15 protein-coding genes are annotated in these 18,379 nt (G+C 66.4%); all 15 read left to right on the top strand.

Features of this window, described 5'->3' with window-relative positions:
* Nucleotides 1-22 precede the first annotated feature (22 nt).
* The 15 genes from glnE to wapR all read left to right on the top strand — a co-directional run bounded on the left by glnE (nt 23) and on the right by wapR (nt 18,363).
* Entirely contained in the window at nt 23-2,971 is a 2,949-nt protein-coding gene (gene glnE, locus HMPREF2581_RS15015; protein WP_003141757.1) for a bifunctional [glutamate--ammonia ligase]-adenylyl-L-tyrosine phosphorylase/[glutamate--ammonia-ligase] adenylyltransferase, read from the top strand.
* A 55-nt stretch (nt 2,972-3,026) separates the two neighbouring features.
* Nucleotides 3,027-3,950, top strand: a complete 924-nt coding sequence (gene ilvE, locus HMPREF2581_RS15010) for a branched-chain-amino-acid transaminase (RefSeq protein WP_003095783.1) — start codon at nt 3,027-3,029, stop codon at nt 3,948-3,950.
* A gap of 59 nt (nt 3,951-4,009) precedes the next feature.
* Nucleotides 4,010-5,047, top strand: a complete 1,038-nt coding sequence (gene waaF, locus HMPREF2581_RS15005) for a lipopolysaccharide heptosyltransferase II (RefSeq protein ID WP_003109905.1) — start codon at nt 4,010-4,012, stop codon at nt 5,045-5,047.
* Nucleotides 5,044-6,108 carry a lipopolysaccharide heptosyltransferase I gene (gene waaC, locus HMPREF2581_RS15000; RefSeq protein WP_003141754.1) on the top strand — a complete coding sequence of 355 codons (1,065 nt, stop codon included), beginning with the start codon at nt 5,044-5,046 and terminating at the stop codon, nt 6,106-6,108. The genes waaF and waaC overlap by 4 nt, the downstream gene beginning before the upstream one ends.
* A complete protein-coding gene (locus HMPREF2581_RS14995) occupies nt 6,108-7,229 on the top strand; it encodes a glycosyltransferase family 4 protein (protein ID WP_003135667.1) in 1,122 nt (373 codons plus the stop codon). Before waaC ends, HMPREF2581_RS14995 begins: the two co-directional genes overlap by 1 nt.
* A complete protein-coding gene (rfaP, locus tag HMPREF2581_RS14990) occupies nt 7,226-8,032 on the top strand; it encodes a lipopolysaccharide core heptose(I) kinase RfaP (RefSeq protein ID WP_003095775.1) in 807 nt (268 codons plus the stop codon). Before HMPREF2581_RS14995 ends, rfaP begins: the two co-directional genes overlap by 4 nt.
* Nucleotides 8,032-8,766 (top strand): lipopolysaccharide kinase InaA family protein, encoded by a 735-nt coding sequence (locus HMPREF2581_RS14985; RefSeq protein WP_003109902.1) that lies wholly within the window; start codon nt 8,032-8,034, stop codon nt 8,764-8,766. The genes rfaP and HMPREF2581_RS14985 overlap by 1 nt, the downstream gene beginning before the upstream one ends.
* Nucleotides 8,763-9,521, top strand: coding sequence for a lipopolysaccharide kinase InaA family protein (locus HMPREF2581_RS14980; RefSeq protein ID WP_003095770.1), 759 nt, complete (start codon nt 8,763-8,765; stop codon nt 9,519-9,521). The genes HMPREF2581_RS14985 and HMPREF2581_RS14980 overlap by 4 nt, the downstream gene beginning before the upstream one ends.
* Nucleotides 9,518-10,996: a lipopolysaccharide kinase InaA family protein gene (locus HMPREF2581_RS14975; protein ID WP_003116149.1), complete on the top strand. Its 1,479-nt coding sequence runs from the start codon at nt 9,518-9,520 to the stop codon at nt 10,994-10,996. Before HMPREF2581_RS14980 ends, HMPREF2581_RS14975 begins: the two co-directional genes overlap by 4 nt.
* A gap of 103 nt (nt 10,997-11,099) precedes the next feature.
* Complete coding sequence (locus HMPREF2581_RS14970) at nt 11,100-12,857, top strand: carbamoyltransferase family protein (RefSeq protein WP_003095766.1); 1,758 nt, start codon at nt 11,100-11,102, stop codon at nt 12,855-12,857.
* Complete coding sequence (locus HMPREF2581_RS14965; protein WP_003141751.1) at nt 12,841-13,977, top strand: glycosyltransferase; 1,137 nt, start codon at nt 12,841-12,843, stop codon at nt 13,975-13,977. Before HMPREF2581_RS14970 ends, HMPREF2581_RS14965 begins: the two co-directional genes overlap by 17 nt.
* On the top strand, nt 13,971-14,867 hold the full coding sequence (locus HMPREF2581_RS14960) for an antimicrobial resistance protein Mig-14 (protein WP_003141748.1): 897 nt from the start codon (nt 13,971-13,973) through the stop codon (nt 14,865-14,867). Before HMPREF2581_RS14965 ends, HMPREF2581_RS14960 begins: the two co-directional genes overlap by 7 nt.
* A gap of 3 nt (nt 14,868-14,870) precedes the next feature.
* Nucleotides 14,871-16,289, top strand: coding sequence for a PIG-L deacetylase family protein (locus tag HMPREF2581_RS14955; protein WP_003141746.1), 1,419 nt, complete (start codon nt 14,871-14,873; stop codon nt 16,287-16,289).
* Between the two features lie 72 nt (nt 16,290-16,361).
* A complete protein-coding gene (locus tag HMPREF2581_RS14950; protein ID WP_003114548.1) occupies nt 16,362-17,318 on the top strand; it encodes a glycosyltransferase family protein in 957 nt (318 codons plus the stop codon).
* Nucleotides 17,319-17,478: 160 nt separating this feature from the next.
* Nucleotides 17,479-18,363 carry an alpha-1,3-rhamnosyltransferase gene (wapR, locus tag HMPREF2581_RS14945; RefSeq protein WP_003141745.1) on the top strand — a complete coding sequence of 295 codons (885 nt, stop codon included), beginning with the start codon at nt 17,479-17,481 and terminating at the stop codon, nt 18,361-18,363.
* Nucleotides 18,364-18,379 lie beyond the last annotated feature (16 nt).

Genomic DNA, 18,379 nt, shown 5'->3' with positions numbered 1-18,379 from the left:
GGAAGCCCAAACAGGATAGACCATGAGCCTGCCTTCGCTGGCGAATCTGCCGGCCACCCTGCTGCCCGCCGCCGAACGCGCCGGGACTGCCCTCCGCTCCGCTGTCGCCGCCCTCGATGCCGCCGCCCTGGCCCGCCTGGAGGCCTGGCCCGAGGAGCGCCTGGAGGATTTCCGACGGGTCGCTGCGGCCAGCGATTTCGTCGCCGAGCAGGCAGTGCGCGACCCGGCGATGCTGCTGGATCTGGCCGAACGCGGCGAGCTGGAGAACCCCCACGCGCCCGGCGAATTGCGCAGCCAGTTGCAGGCGCGGCTGGAGGATTGCGCCGACGAGGACGAACTCGGTCGGCGCCTGCGACGTTTCCGCACACGCCAGCAACTGCGCATCATCTGGCGCGACCTGACCCGCCGCGCCGCGCTGGCGGAAACCTGTCGCGACCTGTCGGGCCTGGCCGACGCCTGCATCGACCTGGCTTGCGAGTGGCTCCATCGGCGCCAGTGCGAGCAGTTCGGCACGCCGATCGGCCGGCGCTCCGGCGAACCGCAGCGGATGGTGGTCCTCGGCATGGGCAAGCTGGGCGCGGTGGAGCTCAACCTGTCGTCGGACATCGACCTGATCTTCGGTTACCCGGAGGGCGGCGAGACCGAGGGGGCGAAGCGTTCGCTGGACAACCAGGAGTTCTTCACCCGCCTGGGGCAGAAGCTGATCAAGGCGCTGGATGCGATCACCGTCGACGGCTTCGTCTTCCGCGTCGACATGCGCCTGCGTCCCTACGGCTCCAGCGGACCGCTGGTCTACAGCTTCGCCGCGCTGGAGCAGTACTACCAGGACCAGGGGCGCGACTGGGAGCGCTACGCGATGATCAAGGCGCGGGTGGTCGGCGGCGACCAGCAGGCAGGCGAGCAACTGCTCGGCATGCTGCGGCCGTTCGTCTATCGGCGCTACCTGGACTTCTCCGCCATCGAGGCGCTGCGCACCATGAAGCAGCTGATCCAGCAGGAGGTCCGGCGCAAGGGTATGTCGGAAAACATCAAGCTGGGCGAAGGCGGTATCCGCGAGGTGGAGTTCATCGCCCAGGCCTTCCAGCTGATCCATGGCGGGCGCGACCTGAGCTTGCAGCAACGGCCGCTGCTGAAGGTGCTGGCGACCCTGGAGGGGCAGGGCTACCTGCCGCCGGCGGTGGTCGAGGAGCTGCGCGGCGGCTACGAGTTCCTGCGCTACGCCGAGCATGCCATCCAGGCGCTGGCCGACCGGCAGACGCAAATGCTGCCCAGCGACGAATACGACCGCATCCGCGTGGCCTTCATCATGGGCTTCGCCAGTTGGGCCGCATTCCACGAGCGCCTGAGCCACTGGCGGGCGCGCATCGACTGGCACTTCCGCCAGGTGATCGCCGACCCGGACGAGGACGAAAGCGGCGAGGCGGCCTGCGGCAGCGTCGGCGCCGAGTGGATCCCGCTGTGGGAGGAGGCGCTGGACGAGGAGTCGGCCAGTCGGCAACTGGCCGACGCCGGCTTCGTCGATGCCGAGGCGGCCTGGAAGCGTCTCAGCGATCTGCGCCACGGTCCCCAGGTACGAGCGATGCAGCGTCTCGGCCGGGAACGCCTGGATGCCTTCGTTCCGCGCCTGCTGGCGATGACCGTGGAAAACCCCCAGCCGGACCTGGTGCTGGAGCGGGTTCTGCCGCTGGTGGAAGCGGTGGCGCGGCGTTCCGCCTACCTGGTGTTGCTGACCGAGAACCCCGGCGCACTGGAGCGCCTGCTGACCCTCTGCGCGGCCAGCCCGATGGTTGCCGAGCAGATCGCGCGGTTCCCGATCCTGCTCGACGAACTGCTCAACGAGGGGCGCCTGTTCCGTCCTCCACAGGCCGCCGAGCTGGCCGCCGAGCTGCGCGAACGGCTGATGCGGATTCCCGAGGACGACCTCGAGCAGCAGATGGAGACCCTTCGTCACTTCAAGCTGGCCCACGGGCTGCGGGTGGCGGCCTCGGAGATCGCCGGCACGCTGCCGTTGATGAAGGTCAGCGACTACCTGACCTGGCTGGCCGAGGCGATCCTCGTCGAGGTCCTCGAACTGGCCTGGCGGCAGTTGGTGCAGCGTCACGGCCGGCCGTTGCGCGCCGACGGCACGCCGTGCGATCCGGACTTCGTCATCGTCGGCTACGGCAAGGTCGGCGGGCTGGAGTTCGGTCATGGCTCGGACCTCGACCTGGTGTTCATCCATGACGGCGACCCCCACTGCGAGACCGATGGCGGCAAATCCATCGATGGCGCGCAGTTCTTTACCCGCCTGGGGCAGAAGATCATCCATTTCCTCACCGCGCAGACGCCATCCGGCACCCTCTACGAGGTCGACATGCGCCTGCGTCCGAGCGGCGCGGCCGGCCTGCTGGTGAGTTCGCTGGGCGCCTTCCAGCGCTACCAGGAGCAGGAGGCCTGGACCTGGGAGCACCAGGCGTTGGTCCGCGCCCGGGTGCTGGCCGGTTGCCGGCGGGTGCAGGCGAGCTTCGAGGCGGTACGTGCCGAGGTGCTGGCGAGGCCGCGCGATCTCGACGCGTTGCGCACCGAAGTCAGCGAAATGCGCGCCAAGATGCGCGACAACCTGGGAACCCGCGCGACCGCCGCCGGCACCGCCTCGAATGCCTTCGAGGCCACGGCAGCCTTCGATCTCAAGCACGATGCCGGTGGTATCGTCGATATCGAATTTATGGTGCAATATGCGGTTCTAGCTTGGTCCGGAGAACACCCGGCGCTGCTCGAATTCACCGATAACATCCGCATTCTGGAAGGACTGGAACGGGCTGGCCTGATCGCCAGCGAGGACGTCCGTCTCCTGCAGGAGGCCTACAAGGCCTATCGCGCAGCCGCACACCGCCTGGCACTACAGAAGGAGGCCGGGGTCGTGAGCGGCGAGCACTTCCAGACGGAGCGGCGAGAAGTGATCAGGATCTGGCGCGAGCTGCGGCTCGGCTGATCCACTCAGGCACGTAACGCAAGTACGTAACGAATATCTGAAGGAGCTGGCAACTATGTCGATGGCCGATCGTGATGGCGTGATCTGGTATGACGGTGAACTGGTGCAGTGGCGCGACGCGACCACGCACGTGCTGACCCATACCCTGCACTATGGAATGGGCGTGTTCGAGGGCGTGCGCGCCTACGACACCCCGCAGGGCACGGCGATCTTCCGCCTGCAGGCGCACACTGACCGGCTGTTCGACTCCGCGCACATCATGAACATGCAGATCCCGTACAGCCGCGACGAGATCAACGAGGCGACCCGCGCCGCCGTGCGCGAGAACAACCTGGAAAGCGCCTATATCCGCCCGATGGTGTTCTACGGAAGCGAAGGCATGGGCCTGCGCGCCAGCGGCCTGAAGGTCCATGTGATCATCGCCGCCTGGAGCTGGGGCGCCTACATGGGCGAGGAAGCCCTGCAGCAAGGCATCAAGGTGCGCACCAGTTCCTTCACCCGCCACCACGTCAACATCTCGATGACCCGCGCCAAGTCCAACGGCGCCTACATCAACTCGATGCTGGCCCTCCAGGAAGCGATCTCCGGCGGCGCCGACGAGGCCATGATGCTCGATCCGGAAGGCTATGTGGCCGAAGGCTCCGGCGAGAACATCTTCATCATCAAGGATGGCGTGATCTACACCCCGGAAGTCACCGCCTGCCTGAACGGCATCACTCGTAACACTATCCTGACCCTGGCCGCCGAACACGGTTTTAAACTGGTCGAGAAGCGCATCACCCGCGACGAGGTGTACATCGCCGACGAGGCCTTCTTCACCGGCACTGCCGCGGAAGTCACGCCGATCCGCGAAGTGGACGGTCGCAAGATCGGCGCCGGCCGCCGTGGCCCGGTCACCGAAAAGCTGCAGAAAGCCTATTTCGACCTGGTCAGCGGCAAGACCGAGGCCCACGCCGAGTGGCGTACCCTGGTCAAGTAAGCACCGAAGAAGGGTGTGACAGGGAGGCGAAAGCCTCCCTGATCATTTCCGGAGCCTGAATGAGAATTCTGATCGTAGGTCCCTCCTGGGTGGGGGATATGGTGATGGCGCAGACCCTGTTCCAGTGTCTGCGCCAGCGGCATCCCGAGTGCGTGATCGACGTGCTGGCGCCCGAGTGGAGCCGACCGATCCTCGAGCGCATGCCCGAGGTGCGCCAGGCCCTGAGCTTCCCGCTCGGCCACGGGGTGATGGACGTCGCCACCCGGCGCCGGATCGGACGCGGCCTGCGCGGTCAGTACGAGCAGGCGATCCTGCTGCCCAACTCGCTGAAGTCGGCGCTGGTGCCCTGGTTCGCCGGAATACCGAAGCGCACCGGCTGGCGCGGCGAGATGCGCTACGGGCTGCTCAATGACATCCGCAAGCTCGACAAGCAGCGCTATCCGCTGATGATCGAACGCTTCATGGCCCTGGCCTTCGAGCCGGGCGTGGAGTTGCCGAAGCCCTATCCGCAGCCGCGCCTGCGGATCGACGACGGCAGCCGCCAGGCGGCGCTCGACAAGTTCGCCCTGAGCCTGGACCGCCCGGTGCTGGCGCTCTGTCCCGGCGCCGAGTTCGGCGAGGCCAAGCGCTGGCCGGCGGAACACTACGCCGCGGTTGCCGAGGCGAAGATCCGTGCCGGCTGGCAGGTCTGGCTGTTCGGCTCGAAGAACGACCATCCCGGTGGAGAGGAGATTCGCCAGCGCCTGATTCCGGGGTTGCGCGAGGAGTCCTTCAATCTTGCCGGGGAGACTTCGCTGGCCGAGGCCATCGACCTGATGTCCTGCGCTGGCGCGGTGGTGTCCAACGATTCCGGCCTGATGCACGTGGCGGCCGCGCTGGATCGCCCGCTGGTGGGCGTCTATGGCTCCACCTCGCCGCAGTTCACCCCGCCGCTGGCGGACCGGGTGGAGATCGTCCGCCTCGGTCTCGAGTGCAGCCCGTGCTTCGAGCGCACCTGTCGCTTCGGCCACTACAATTGCCTCCGCGAGCTGCCGCCTGGTCTGGTATTGCAAGCCCTGGAGCGGCTGGTCGGCGACCCTGCCGAGGTCGCCGGATGAGGGTACTGCTGGTCAAGACCTCGTCCCTCGGCGACGTGATCCACACCCTGCCGGCGCTTACCGACGCCGCCCGGGCGATTCCCGGCATCCAGTTCGACTGGGTGGTGGAGGAAGGTTTCGCCGAGATTCCCGCCTGGCATCCGGCGGTGGCGCGGGTGATCCCGGTGGCGATCCGGCGCTGGCGCAAGAATCTCTGGCAGACCCTGCGCAACGGCGAATGGCGGCGCTTCAAACAGCGCCTGAAGGAAGTCGACTATGACCTGGTGATCGACGCCCAGGGGCTGCTGAAGAGTGCCTGGCTGACCCGCTACGTGGGCAAGACGCCGGTCGCCGGTCTCGATCGCGATTCGGCGCGCGAGCCGCTCGCCAGCCGCTTCTATCGCCGTGCCTATCCGGTCGCCTGGGGACAGCATGCGGTGGAGCGTACGCGCCAGTTGTTCGCCCAGGCGCTGGACTACCCGTTGCCCGAGTCGGTCGGTGACTATGGCCTGGACCGCGAGCAGTTGGCCGACGCCGACCCTGGAGCGCCGTACCTGGTGTTCCTGCACGGTACTACCTGGGTCACCAAGCATTGGCCGGAAGCCTACTGGCGCGAACTGGCCGAGCGCATGTGCGAGCGCGGCTGGTCGGTGCGCCTGCCCTGGGGCAGCGCCGCCGAGCGGGAGCGGGCCGGGCGCCTGGCGGCGGGGTTGGAAAATGCCGCGGTACTCCCCAGATTATCCCTGGCCGGCATGGCCAAGGTGCTTGCCGGCGCGCGCGCCTGCGTGGCGGTGGATACCGGCCTCGGTCACCTGGCGGCGGCACTGGACGTGCCGACGCTGTCGCTGTTCGGCCCGACCAATCCTGGCTTCACCGGCGCCTACGGGCGCTCCCAGGTCCACCTGGGCAGCGACTTCCCCTGTGCGCCGTGCCTGAAGAAGACCTGTACCTACCAGCCGACCGAAGAGGACCGCAAACTGTTCGATCTCAAGCGTGAGCAGCCGCTGTGCTTCACCCGGCTGAATCCCCAGCGCGTGGCCACCCAGCTGGAGGCCATGCTGCTGGCCCCGGAGACCCTCTGATGACCCTGGCGTTCATCCTCTACAAATACTTCCCCTTCGGCGGCTTGCAGCGTGACTTCATGCGCATCGCCCTGGAATGCCAGCGGCGCGGGCACGACATCCGCGTCTATACGCTGATCTGGGAGGGCGACGTGCCGGACGGCTTCGAAGTGCTGGTGGCCCCGGTGCGCTCGATCTTCAACCACCGGCGCAACGAGAAGTTCACCGCGTGGGTCCGCGCCGACCTGGCCAGGCGCCCGGTGCAGCGGGTGATCGGCTTCAACAAGATGCCCGGACTGGATGTCTACTACGCCGCCGACGCCTGTTTCGAGGAAAAGGCCCAGACCTTGCGCAACCCGCTGTACCGCCAGTGGGGCCGCTACCGCCACTTCGCCGGCTACGAACGGGCAGTGTTCGACCCGGCCTCGAAGACCGAGATCCTGATGATCTCCGAGGTGCAGCAGCCGCTCTTCGTCAAGCACTACGGCACCCAGGCCGAGCGTTTCCATCTGCTGCCGCCGGGGATCAGCCAGGATCGCCGGGCGCCGGCCAACGCCGCGGACGTGCGTGCGGAATTCCGCCGCGAGTTCGGCCTGGAGGAGGACGACCTGCTGCTGGTGCAGATTGGCTCCGGCTTCAAGACCAAGGGCCTGGATCGCAGCCTGAAGGCGCTGGCCGCGCTGCCCAAGGCGTTGCGCAGGCGTACCCGGCTGATCGCCATCGGCCAGGACGATCCCAAGCCGTTCCTGCTACAGATCGCCGCCCTCGGTCTCAACGACCAGGTACAGATCCTCAAGGGTCGCAGCGATATCCCGCGCTTCCTGCTCGGCGCCGACCTGCTGATCCACCCGGCCTACAACGAGAACACCGGTACGGTGCTGCTGGAGGCGCTGGTCTCCGGCCTGCCGGTGTTGGTGACCGATGTCTGCGGCTATGCCCACTACATCGCCGAGGCCGACGCCGGGCGGGTGCTGCCGAGTCCGTTCGAGCAGGACAGTCTCAACCGCCTGCTCGCGGAAATGCTGGAGGACGCTCCGGCGCGCGCCGCCTGGTCGCGCAATGGCCTGGCCTACGCCGATCACGCCGACCTCTACAGCATGCCGCAGCGCGCCGCCGACCTGATCCTCGGGGAGGCCTCATGAGGCTGGTGCTGGAAGAGCCGTTCAAGCGCCTGTGGAGCGGGCGCGACCCGTTCGAGGCGGTGGAGGCGCTGCAAGGCAAGGTCTACCGCGAACTGGAGGGGCGCCGCACCCTGCGCACCGAGGTCGACGGGCGCGGCTACTTCGTCAAGATCCACCGTGGCATCGGCTGGGGCGAGATCGCCAAGAACCTGCTCACCGCCAAGCTCCCGGTGCTCGGCGCGCGCCAGGAGTGGCAGGCCATCCGGCGCCTGCACGAGGCCGGCGTAGCGACCATGACCGCGGTCGCCTACGGCGAGCGCGGCAGCGATCCGGCGCGGCAGCATTCCTTCATCGTCACCGAGGAACTGGCGCCGACCGTGGACCTCGAGGTGTTCTCCCAGGACTGGCGCGAACGTCCTCCACCGCCGCGGCTCAAGCGCGCGCTGGTCGAGGCGGTGGCGCGGATGGTCGGCGACATGCACCGTGCCGGAGTCAACCATCGCGACTGCTACATCTGTCATTTCCTGTTGCACACCGACAAGCCGGTGAGCGCGGACGATTTCCGCCTCTCGGTGATCGACCTGCACCGTGCCCAGACCCGCGACGCCACGCCGAAACGCTGGCGTAACAAGGATCTGGCGGCATTGTATTTCTCTGCGCTGGACATCGGACTGACGCGTCGCGACAAGCTACGCTTCCTGCGCACCTATTTCCGCCGGCCGTTGCGCGAGATACTGCGCGACGAGGCCGGCCTGCTGGCCTGGATGGAACGCAAGGCGGAAAAACTCTACGAACGCAAGCAGCGTTACGGAGACCTGCTCTGATGGCGGGGTGGACCCTCGAACCCGATTACCGTCACCTGGCCGCCGATTTCGGTAGCCTCGATAGCGTGTTCGCCCTGGAGGGCGAACGGCTGACCCGCGACCCGTTGTCCGAAGTCATCCGCATCGAGCGCGACGGCGTGCGTTACTACGTCAAGCGCTACCGCAGCGCCGGCAAGGGCCTGCGCCGCTACCTGGCGCGACCGCGGATCAAGGCTGAGTGGCAGAACCTCAAGCGCTTCGAGAAGTGGGGCATTCCCACCGCCGAAGTGGTCGCCTGGGGGCTGGAGCGCAAGGCCGGCGCCTTCCAGCGCGGCGCCATGATCACCCGCGAGCTGCCGGGCACCGAGGACTTGTCGGTGCTCGCCTGCAACCGGGATCCGCGCCTGAAGGACCCGCGCTGGGTGGACGGCGTCAGCCGGCAGATCGCCAAGGCTACGCGCCTGATGCACGACCAGCATTTCACCCACAACGACCTGAAGTGGCGCAACCTGCTGGTGGACGGCCAGCCGCTGGTGTATTTCATCGACTGCCCGAACGGCGCGTTCTGGTGGAGCTTCATGCTGCGCTACCGGATCACCAAGGACCTGGCCTGCCTGGACAAGGTGGCCAAGTACCACCTGTCGCGCACCCAGCGCCTGCGCTTCTACCTGCAATATCGCCGTCGCCGGCACCTGAACGAATCCGACAAGAAGCGTATTCGCCAGGTGGTGGCTTTCTTCGAGGGGCGCGAATGAGCGTTTTCATCGCCGCGCAGGACCACGACCTGCTCCAGCGCAACCGTCTGGACAGCTTCGACGCCCTGTGGGCCTTGCAGCTGGACGCTGTGGACGAACCGAATACCGAACGGGGTGGCTGGAGCAGCGTCTACCGCCTCGACCTGGGCGACTCCGCCTACTACCTGAAGCGCCAGAGCAACCACCTGACCCGCAGCCTGCGCCATCCGCTGGGCGAGCCGACCTTCGCCCGCGAGTTCCGCAACATCGAGCGCTACCGGGCGCTGGGCATTCCCGCCCTGCAGGCGGCGTTCTTCGCCCAGCAGGCGGTCGGCGGAGAGCGCCAGGCGATCCTCCTGACCCGTGCCCTGGACGGTTGGCAGGACCTGGACACCTGGCTGGCGTCCTGGCACGACCTGGCCGAAGAGCGGCGCCGGGCGATTCTCCGGGCGGTTGGCAGGCTGGCGCGCCAGCTGCACGCGGCCGGACAGATGCATGGTTGCTTCTATCCCAAGCATGTATTCCTCCGCGAGGGGGCCGATGGTGTCTTCGAGGCCTGCCTGATCGACCTGGAGAAGACCCGCCCGATCTGGTTCGGCCGCCGCGACCAGGTCAAGGACCTGGAGCCGATGCTGCGCCGTGCCCCGGACTGGAGCGAAGCGGACGTGCACGAATTCATCTCTGCCTATGTCGACGAACCCCTCGACTCGGCCGAGGTCGAGCAGTGGTATCGCCTTCTCGACCAGCGCCGTCGGCGCAAGGAGTCGCGCCGATGAGACTGGCCGAACTGCAAGCCGCCGGGCGCCACCCGCAACTGCCATTGCGGGTGACCCTGGCGGATGGCGCCGGCGCTGCCGAACTGCGCCTGGACAGTCTGCTGCGGGTGCTGCCCGGGCAGCGCTACGTCGGTGCCGGCGAATGGCGTGGGCGCAAGGTGCTGGCCAAGCTGCTGGTGGGCGGCAAGGCCGCACGGCATTTCCAGCGCGAACTGGAAGGGGCGCGTCTGCTCGCGGCCCAGGGGCTGACCACCCCGGCGCTGCTGGCCGACGGGCTGCAGGAGGGCGAGGGCGGCTGGCTGCTGTTCGACTACCTCGACGCGGCGCAGAGCCTCGGTGACGCCTGGCGTGCGGTGGAGGCTCAGGCGCCGCTGGGCGATGCCCAGCAAGCGGTGCTCGGCGAAGCCCTGGCGGCCATTGGCGAGCTGCATGCAAAGGGCCTCTGGCAGGACGACTTGCATCTGGACAACCTGTTGCGCCACGCCGGCCGCCTGTATCTCATCGACGGTGGCGGCGTGCGTGCGGAAACTCCCGGCCAGCCGCTGTCGCGACAGAAAGTGCTGGAAAACCTCGGGGTGTTCTTCGCCCAGTTGCCGGCGCTCCTCGATCCTTTCCTGGAGGAGTTGCTGGTGCACTACCTGCTGGCCAACGGCGAGCATGCGCTGCCGCTGGAAGCCTTGCAGAAGGAAATCGCCAAGGTTCGCCGCTGGCGGGTACGCGACCTGCTGAGGAAGGTCGGTCGCGACTGTAGCCTGTTCAGCGTCGTGCGCGGTCCGTTCCGCCTGTTCGCCGCCCGCCGCAGCGAGGCCGAGACGATGGCGCCCCTGCTGGCGGACGCGGACCGCCTGATCGCCGCCGGCCACGTCTACAAGGACGGCGGCGCGGCCACCGTCGCCCGGGTCGAAGCGAACGGCCGCACGCTGATCATCAAGCGCTACAACATCAAGGGCTGGGTCCATTGGCTGAAGCGCTTCTGGCGGCCGAGCCGGGCCTGGGCCTCCTGGCGCGAAGGCAACCGCCTGGAATTCCTCGGCATCGCCACCGCCCGTCCGCTGGCGATGCTGGAGCGGCGCTGGTGCTGGCTGCGCGGGCGCGCCTACCTGATTACCGATTATCTCGGCGGTCAGGATATAATCGCTCGTTTTAAGCCTTGCCTGGACATGCCCGATGGCGCCGTTTCGCCACCGGAAGCCGAGTTGGCGGCACTGGATCGGCTGTTTTCGACGCTGATCCGCGAACGCATCAGCCACGGCGACCTGAAGGGACACAACCTGTTCTGGCAGGCCCATGAACAAGGCGGCGAATGGGCGCTGATCGACCTGGACGCGATGCGCAAGCATCACAGCCAGGCGTCCTTTGCCCGCGCCTACGCCCGCGACCGCGCGCGCTTCCTGCGCAACTGGCCGCAGGACAGCGGCCTCTACCGGCTGCTGGAGCAACGGATTCCCCGCCTCGGCGACGCCGCCGGGGCTTGAACGACAAGCGACGACCACCGCCTGCGGCGGTCGACGAGTTAAACGAAAGCCGCGGTTGTCGGTCCCACTCCGCAACCGCGAGCTGCTTTGAAGAGGTTCTACCGTGGCATTGACCGTCCTAGGCCTGTCTGGCGCCGTAAGCCATGACCCGTCCGCCGCCCTGTACATCGACGGCAAGCTGGTCGCGGCCGTCGAGGAAGAGCGCTTCGTGCGTGACAAGCACGCGAAGAACCGCATGCCCTACGAATCGGCGAAGTTCTGCCTGGAGCAGGCAGGGATCGAGCCGGCCGATGTCGACGTGGTGGCGATTCCCTTCGCTCCCATCAGCATCATGGAAAAGGCCCGCTGGCACTACGCCAAGCGCTACGCCTACGCGCCGGATCGCGCGCTGGATGCGATCCTGCTCGGCAACCGCCGCTACAAGCGTTACTACAAGCGCATCGAGTGGTGCCTGCAGCAACTCGGCTTCGACCTGAAGAAAATCAAGATCCAGCCGGTCGAGCACCACCTTGCCCATGCCTCCAGCGCCTACCATTGCTCGGGGTTCAAGGAAAAGACCGCGATCCTCGGCATCGACGGCAAGGGCGAGTACGCCACCACTTTCTTCGGCTGGGGCGAGAACGGTCGGATCCACAAGATCAAGGAGTTCTACGATCCGGATTCGCTGGGCGGCCTGTACGGCGCGATCACCGAGTACCTCGGCTTCGACATGCTCGACGGCGAGTTCAAGGTCATGGGCATGGCGCCCTACGGTGACGCCAGCAAGTACGATTTCTCCCGTCTCGCCAAGTTCGAGAACGGCGAACTGGTGATCAACACCGACTATGCCAACGTCATCGGCTTCCGCCGCTACAAGGAGAAAGGCAAGGGCTACTACTTCTCGCCCAAGCTGATCGAGTGGCTGGGGCCCAAGCGCGAAGGCGATATCGCCGACGATCCCTACATCCATTACGCCGCGAGCATCCAGGCGCTGTTCGAGAAGCTCGCGCTGGAGATGATGGACTACTACCTCGGCGATATCATCCGCGAGACCGGCAAGGTCGCTTTCGCCGGCGGCTGCGCGCTGAACGTCAAGCTCAACCAGAAGATCATCTCGCGCCCCGAAGTGAAGGAGCTGTTCGTCCAGCCGGCGGCCAGCGATGCCGGCACCGCGGTCGGCGCGGCGGCCTACGTGTCGCACCAGCGCGGCGTGCCGGTGGAGAAGATGGAGCACGTCTACCTCGGCCCGGAGTATTCCAACGAGGACGTCATCGCCGCCTGCGCCCGTCACGAGGCCAGGCCGCAGTGGCAGAAGATCGACAACCGCAGCCGGCGTATCGGCAGGATCCTTGCCGACGGCAACCCGGTGGCCTGGTTCCAGGGACGCATGGAGTTCGGTCCGCGTGCCCTCGGTGGCCGCTCCATTCTCGGCTGCCCGAGCGTGCCGGGCGTGGCCGACCGGATCAATGCGCAGATCAAGTTCCGCGAGCGCTGGCGACCCTTCTGCCCGTCGATGCTGGATACCGTCGGCCCGCAGATGTTCAAGATCGACCACCCGGCCCCGTTCATGACCTTCACCTTCGAAGTCAACGAAGAGTGGAAGGAGCGAGTGCCGGAAGTGGTGCACGAGGACGGCACCTCCCGCGCCCAGGTGCTGAAGCGCGAGTACAACCCGCGCTACTACGACCTGATGAAGGAACTGGAGAACCTCACCGGCAACGGCGTGGCCCTGAACACTTCGCTCAATCGTCGTGGCGAACCGATGATCTGCTCGCCGACCGACGCCCTGAACATGTTCTTCGGCTCCGATCTGCAGTACCTGATCATGGAGGACATCCTGGTCGTGAAGGAGGGCGTGGACTGGTATGACTCGGTCGGCTGAACCTCGCGTCCTGCAGTTCTGTCACGGCTACGACGGGCCTTTCCTCGACTGTGCCCGTCAGTACGCCAGCCTGTTCGCCGGAACCCCGTACAAGGTCACCACGGTGTTCCTCACCGGGCGTTCCGATCCTGAGGTGGCGGCGCGTTGCGCCTCCGACGAGGTACTGTTCCTCGAGTACGGCTCCAGGGACATCCGTGGCCTCAAGCTGAAGGCGATCCGCGACTTGCGCGAGATCGCCCGTTCGCGCGACTTCCGCTTCTGCATCGCGCACCGCTTCAAGCCGATCTGGATCGCCAGCCTGGCCACTCGTCTGCCGATCGTTGGCGTGCACCACGCCTTCGGCGATTACCAGCGGTTGTCGCGCAAGGTCTTCGCCGGCCTGATGAGCAAGCGCCTGAGCCTGCTGGCGGTGTCCGACGCGGTGCGCGACGATATCCGCCGTTGCCTGCCGAAGTGGCCGGCGGAGCGGATCGAGACGCTCTACAACCGCATCGACGTCGCTGCGCTGCAGGCCGAGCAGGTCGAGCGCCTGAGTGCGCGCCGGCAACTGCGCCTGCCCGACGAGGCCTGGGTGGTCGGCAACGTTGGCCGCCTGCATCCGGACAAGGACCAGGCTACCCTGCTGCGCGGCTTCGCCGCCGCGCTGCCGCGCCTGCCACAGAACAGCCTGCTGGCGATCCTCGGCAGCGGCCGCCTGGAAGAGCAGCTCAAGGACCTGGCCTGCGAACTGGGCATCGGCGAGCGCGTGCTGTTCCTCGGCCAGGTCGAAGAGGCACGGCGCTACTTCAAGGCGTTCGACGCCTTCGCCCTGAGTTCCGACCACGAGCCGTTCGGCATGGTCCTGCTGGAGGCCATGGTCGCCGGCGTACCGCTGATCGCCACCGCCTGTGGCGGCGCCCGCGAAGTGGTGGAGGGGATCGGCATCCTCTTCCCGCTGGGCGACGAGACGGCCCTGGCCGAGGGTCTGACCCACCTGGCGGCGCTCGACCGCCGCCAGCGCGAGGCCTGTGCGCGGCTCATGCTCGAGCGCCTGGAGACACGCTTCTCCGACGCTGCGGTGCGTCGCGAATTCTGGCGCCTGCCGACGATTGCCGGCTTCGCTTCGGAGTCTGCATGCTGAACAGGTTGCGCGCCTTCCGCGAACGCGGTTGGCGCGAAGTGGACGCGCCGACCTACGCCCAGGCCTGGCAGCGTTTCGGCGGCAGCGTCGCGACCCACCCGCTGGTGGTCGAGCAGCTCGCCGAAATGGCTGGAATCCCGGTGCGTTACCTGGGTTGGGAGAGCGCTGGCGAACTGGTTGCGGCGATCCCGACCTGGGGCCGCCACCTGGCGTTGTCCAAGGACGTGCTCAAGCGGCGCGGCAAGAAGGGCCTGTACGACCTGGGCAACGCCGAACTGATCCTGCCGGTGGCCGGCGATGCCCGCATCGCCCTCCGCCATGGGGGACGCTACCTGTCGGTGCTGCATGAGCGGAACATCGTCACGCTGCGCCCGCAGGCCGAGCAACTGGCTTTCGCTCGCGCCCCCGAGGATTTCTCCAAGAAGTTCCGCTACAACCAGCGGCGCGAAGTGCGCCTGGTGGAGGAGGCCGGTGGCCAGGTGCGCCAGGCAGACAGCTTCGCCCCGGCCGAGTTCGCCGCCATCTATCTTGAACTGTTCCAGCGTCGCTGGGGTTTCCCGGCCACCGGCGCGGAGCGCATGGCCGAGGTCTTCGAGCGGCTGCGCGAATTGCTGCGCGGCTCGGTCCTGCTGCTCAACGACCAGCCCATCGCGGTCCAGGTACTGTATCGCGCCGAAGCGCCGGGCTGGCTCAGCGTCGAGTACATCAACGGCGGCGTCGATCCGCAGACCCGCGAGTTCAGCCCTGGCAGCGTGCTCAGTTACCTGAACACCCAGGCCGCCTGGGAGGATGCGCGAGCGCTGGGCAAACCCCTGCGCTATTCGTTCGGTCGCGCCGACCGCGAATACAAGGATCGCTGGTGCCATCCTTCTCCGGTCTTCCAGGTCTGAAGCATGAGCGCACGCAAGCAGCAGTTGCTCAAGCGTCATCGACGCAACAAGCGGATCGGCCTACTGGTTGCGCTGCTGGCATTGCTGGCCGTCGGTCTGCTGGTCAGTCCCTGGTTGTTGCCGATCCTCCTCGTGGCCCTGTGGGTCGCCCACGAAGCCTGGTTCGCCGATCACCTGTTCTATTCGCCGGGCGAGGACTACCGCTACCGTTTCGCGGAAGGGGTCGAGTCGCTGCCGGTACGCCTGGCGGATGGCCGTCTGCGAGTCGACGGCGAGCTGCGCGAAGGCGATACGCTGGTGCTTGGCATCGGCGTGCGCGCTGGCTGGCTGGGGCGTTTCCTCGAACCCTCGGTACTGCTGGAAGGTGGCGCGGAGGCCGATGCCCAGGCTTTCGAACGTGGGGTGAACGGCTTGCGCTACCTGAACCTGACGGGACTGGCCGGGCCGCTGGGCGAGGGCCGGATTCGCCTGCGCGGCCGGCATTGCCGGTTGGTCGGCGAACCGACCCTGTGGCGTGCGCGCCATCCCGATTACCGTGAGCGGCGGGTGATGGTCATCGCTCCGCATGCCGACGACGCCGAGCTGGCCGCCTTCGGCCTCTACAGCCAGGCACGCGAGGCCTGGATCGTGACCCTGACCGCCGGCGAGATCGAAACCGAGCATTACCGCCGCATGGGCCTCGACGGAATAGCTGCGGCGCGCCTGAAGGGCCGCCTGCGCGCCTGGGATAGCCAGGCCGTGCCGGCGTGGGGTGGGGTGCCGGCCGAGCGCTGCGTGCAACTGGGTTATTTCTGCCTGCAATTGCCTGCCATGCAGGCGAACCCGGGCGAGGTGGTACCGTCCCGTGAGGCCGATCTCGCCGATATCCGTCCGTTCCGCCAGTTCAACCGTCTGCGCCTGGCCAGCGATACCGACGGCCTGTCGACCTGGAACAATCTGCTGGCCGATCTCCGCGAGCTGATCCTGCTGGCACGTCCCGAGGTCATCGTCCTGCCTCATCCGCATTTCGATCCGCACCCGGACCATGTCCGCGCCCAGGAGGCCGTGCGCGAGGCGCTCCAGGGTCTGGACTGGCAGCCGCAGGCATTGTTGCACTATGCCAATCACCTGCACGACAACGATCGCTGGCCGATGGGCGATGCGCACATGGGGGTCAGCCTGCCGCCGTTGACCGAAGAATGCTCGCCGTTGCTGCCATGGACGCTGGCGCTGGAGCGCACGCGCCAGGTGGACAAGGCCATGGCCTTGGGCATGATGCACGACCTGCAACCCAGGCCGCCGTTCAAGCGCCGTCTGCGCCGCCGTCTGCAGGGCTGGCTCGCCGGTCGTCGCTGGCCGGCATACGGCGAGGACGAGTTCATGCGCAAGGCGGTGCGTCGGCACGAGTTGTTCTGGGTGGAGTCGCTGGATGGGGAGGCGTGATGCTTGGGTCGAGCGTTCGGCAAGGTTCGAGCCGCCATGCTGCTTCGGAGCAGCCGCGAGGATGAAGGTCTGATGAAAGTTCTGTTTCTGGTCCAGAAAGAGCAGCGAGCGATCCTGGATCGCCTGTACGACGGCATCGCCGCCCATTGCGAGTGCGATACCCGCTGGCTGAGCAGCGAGGAGCAGGCCGACCTGCGCGGCTACTTCCGCAAGCACGTGGATGTCTCGCGCTACGACCGCATCCTGTTCTTCCTCCGCTTCAAGAAGGAAATGCGCCAGGTCCGCTTCATCCGCAGCGTGCCCAACCTGGTGATCCTCGAGCACGATGCCTACCAGAACTACATTCCCTGCAAGTACACCGGCAAGTTCAGCGCCCATTACCGGCGCCTGCCCTGGGCACGGGTGATCAGTTCGGGCCATACGGTCAGCGAACGCCTGCGCCAGGAGGGATTCGACGCGGTATTCGTGCCCAAGGGCTACGACCAGACCCTGTTGCATGACCTGGGCCTGGCGCGCGATATCGAGCTGGGCTTCGTCGGCAGTACCGGCAGCGTGGCCTACAGTGGACGCAAGGCGCTGCTCGACGAGTTGGGCGGAGTGGAGAACCTGCTGGTGACCAAGACCAAGTCCGGCGAGGAGTACCTGCGCACGCTCAACCGCATCCGTTTCTTCGTCAGCGCGGATGTCGGCATGGGCGAATACATGATCAAGAATTTCGAGGCGATGGCCTGCGGTTGCGTACTGCTGGCCTACGACCAGGGCGAGCGGGAAAACGAGGCCTTGGGTTTCCGGGACATGGAGAATATCGTGCTGTATCGCTCGGTGGCGGACATCCAGGAAAAGCTCGCGATCCTGCGCCTCGACACGGCCCTCGCCGAGCGGATCGCGCGAAGCGGCCAGGCGCTGGCCATCGAACGATTCAGCTTCGCCGCTGTCGGTCAGAGTATCGTCGAGGCCATGCGGCCCGCGTTGCGCGAGCCGGAGCGTCCCGGATGGCTGGAGAAGACCTGGCGACGTATCTTTACCTGAGAGTAGCAGCCGAAAAGAGCTGGGGCTTCAGGCGTGTTTGCTATTGTTCAGCTTGTTTTTCCGGGCTGGGGGGAGGTGTAGGACCGATGAAGATCGCAGGATCGCTCATGCATGTCTGGCGCTTTGAATGGGGACGTGAAGGACAGGTAAGGTTGTAGTTATGACGCTCGTCGATGATGGTTCGCAGCCATTGGTTTCCGTGATCATCGCTTCCTATAACCATGAAAAGTACATAGAAGCGAGCATCGCCAGCGTGGCTGCGCAGACGTACCGCAACGTGGAACTGCTGGTGGTGGACGATGGTTCCAGCGATGGCAGCGTCGAGCTTTTGCACGGGCTCCAGGCGAAGTACGGCTTCGACCTCAGGGTCCAGCAGAACCAGGGACTGTCGAAAACGCTCAACGAGGCGATCGCCAGGGCCCGGGGAAATCTCATCGTGCCCTTCGGGTCGGACGACATCATGTTGCCGCAACGCCTGGAGAAACAGGTGGCACACATGTGGGACAAGCCCGAGGTAGGTATCTGCGCGGGCAATATCGAGATCATCGACTCCAATGGCCGGGTCATGCCGGGTAAGGAGCAGCGCAAACGCGACCTGCCTTTCCGCCGCCTCGACTTCGATGACCTGTTCCTGGACCGCAAGCCGGGCCCGATGGCGCCCACCTTGATGTTCCGGCGGGAAGCCCTGGAGAAGGTCGGCGGTTTCGATCCGGACATACGCCTGGAAGATGTCTATATCGAACTGGCGGTGACCAAGGCTGGCTACGTCATCGACATTCTTGGCGAGGTCCTCGCCCAGTACCGCAAGCATCCCACCAATACGTACAAGAACGCCCGTTTCATGGTGGACAACGTATTCAAGACGTACAGCCAGTTCAGCGATCACCCCGATTACGAGCAGGTGATCATGCGCTTCCGCAATTCGATGTTTCTCAAGTGCTCGAACCGGGACAAGGTGCTGGCCCGGGAGCTGCTCTCCGGCTTGCCGCTGAAGTACTGGAACGAGAAGACCTTCCGCGGCATTGCGCGGTTGTTTTTCTCCTAGCTCGGATGAACCCGGA

This window comes from Pseudomonas sp. HMSC057H01, from assembly GCF_001836405.1.
Taxonomy (GTDB): domain Bacteria; phylum Pseudomonadota; class Gammaproteobacteria; order Pseudomonadales; family Pseudomonadaceae; genus Pseudomonas; species Pseudomonas aeruginosa.
Note: the sequence above shows the minus strand (reverse complement) of the source record. Positions and strands in the feature narration are given on the sequence as shown.

Excerpts from the sequence above, each read along its gene's own strand:
- wapR (WP_003141745.1), top strand. The coding sequence starts at position 17,479 with ATGACGCTCGTCGATGATGGTTCGCAGCCATTGGTTTCCGTGATCATC.
- waaC (WP_003141754.1), top strand. The coding sequence starts at position 5,044 with ATGAGGGTACTGCTGGTCAAGACCTCGTCCCTCGGCGACGTGATCCAC.
- waaF (WP_003109905.1), top strand. The coding sequence starts at position 4,010 with ATGAGAATTCTGATCGTAGGTCCCTCCTGGGTGGGGGATATGGTGATG.
- ilvE (WP_003095783.1), top strand. The coding sequence starts at position 3,027 with ATGTCGATGGCCGATCGTGATGGCGTGATCTGGTATGACGGTGAACTG.
- HMPREF2581_RS14965 (WP_003141751.1), top strand. The coding sequence starts at position 12,841 with ATGACTCGGTCGGCTGAACCTCGCGTCCTGCAGTTCTGTCACGGCTAC.
- HMPREF2581_RS14975 (WP_003116149.1), top strand. The coding sequence starts at position 9,518 with ATGAGACTGGCCGAACTGCAAGCCGCCGGGCGCCACCCGCAACTGCCA.
- HMPREF2581_RS14955 (WP_003141746.1), top strand. The coding sequence starts at position 14,871 with ATGAGCGCACGCAAGCAGCAGTTGCTCAAGCGTCATCGACGCAACAAG.
- HMPREF2581_RS14980 (WP_003095770.1), top strand. The coding sequence starts at position 8,763 with ATGAGCGTTTTCATCGCCGCGCAGGACCACGACCTGCTCCAGCGCAAC.
- HMPREF2581_RS14985 (WP_003109902.1), top strand. The coding sequence starts at position 8,032 with ATGGCGGGGTGGACCCTCGAACCCGATTACCGTCACCTGGCCGCCGAT.
- HMPREF2581_RS14995 (WP_003135667.1), top strand. The coding sequence starts at position 6,108 with ATGACCCTGGCGTTCATCCTCTACAAATACTTCCCCTTCGGCGGCTTG.
- HMPREF2581_RS14950 (WP_003114548.1), top strand. The coding sequence starts at position 16,362 with ATGAAAGTTCTGTTTCTGGTCCAGAAAGAGCAGCGAGCGATCCTGGAT.
- rfaP (WP_003095775.1), top strand. The coding sequence starts at position 7,226 with ATGAGGCTGGTGCTGGAAGAGCCGTTCAAGCGCCTGTGGAGCGGGCGC.
- glnE (WP_003141757.1), top strand. The coding sequence starts at position 23 with ATGAGCCTGCCTTCGCTGGCGAATCTGCCGGCCACCCTGCTGCCCGCC.
- HMPREF2581_RS14960 (WP_003141748.1), top strand. The coding sequence starts at position 13,971 with ATGCTGAACAGGTTGCGCGCCTTCCGCGAACGCGGTTGGCGCGAAGTG.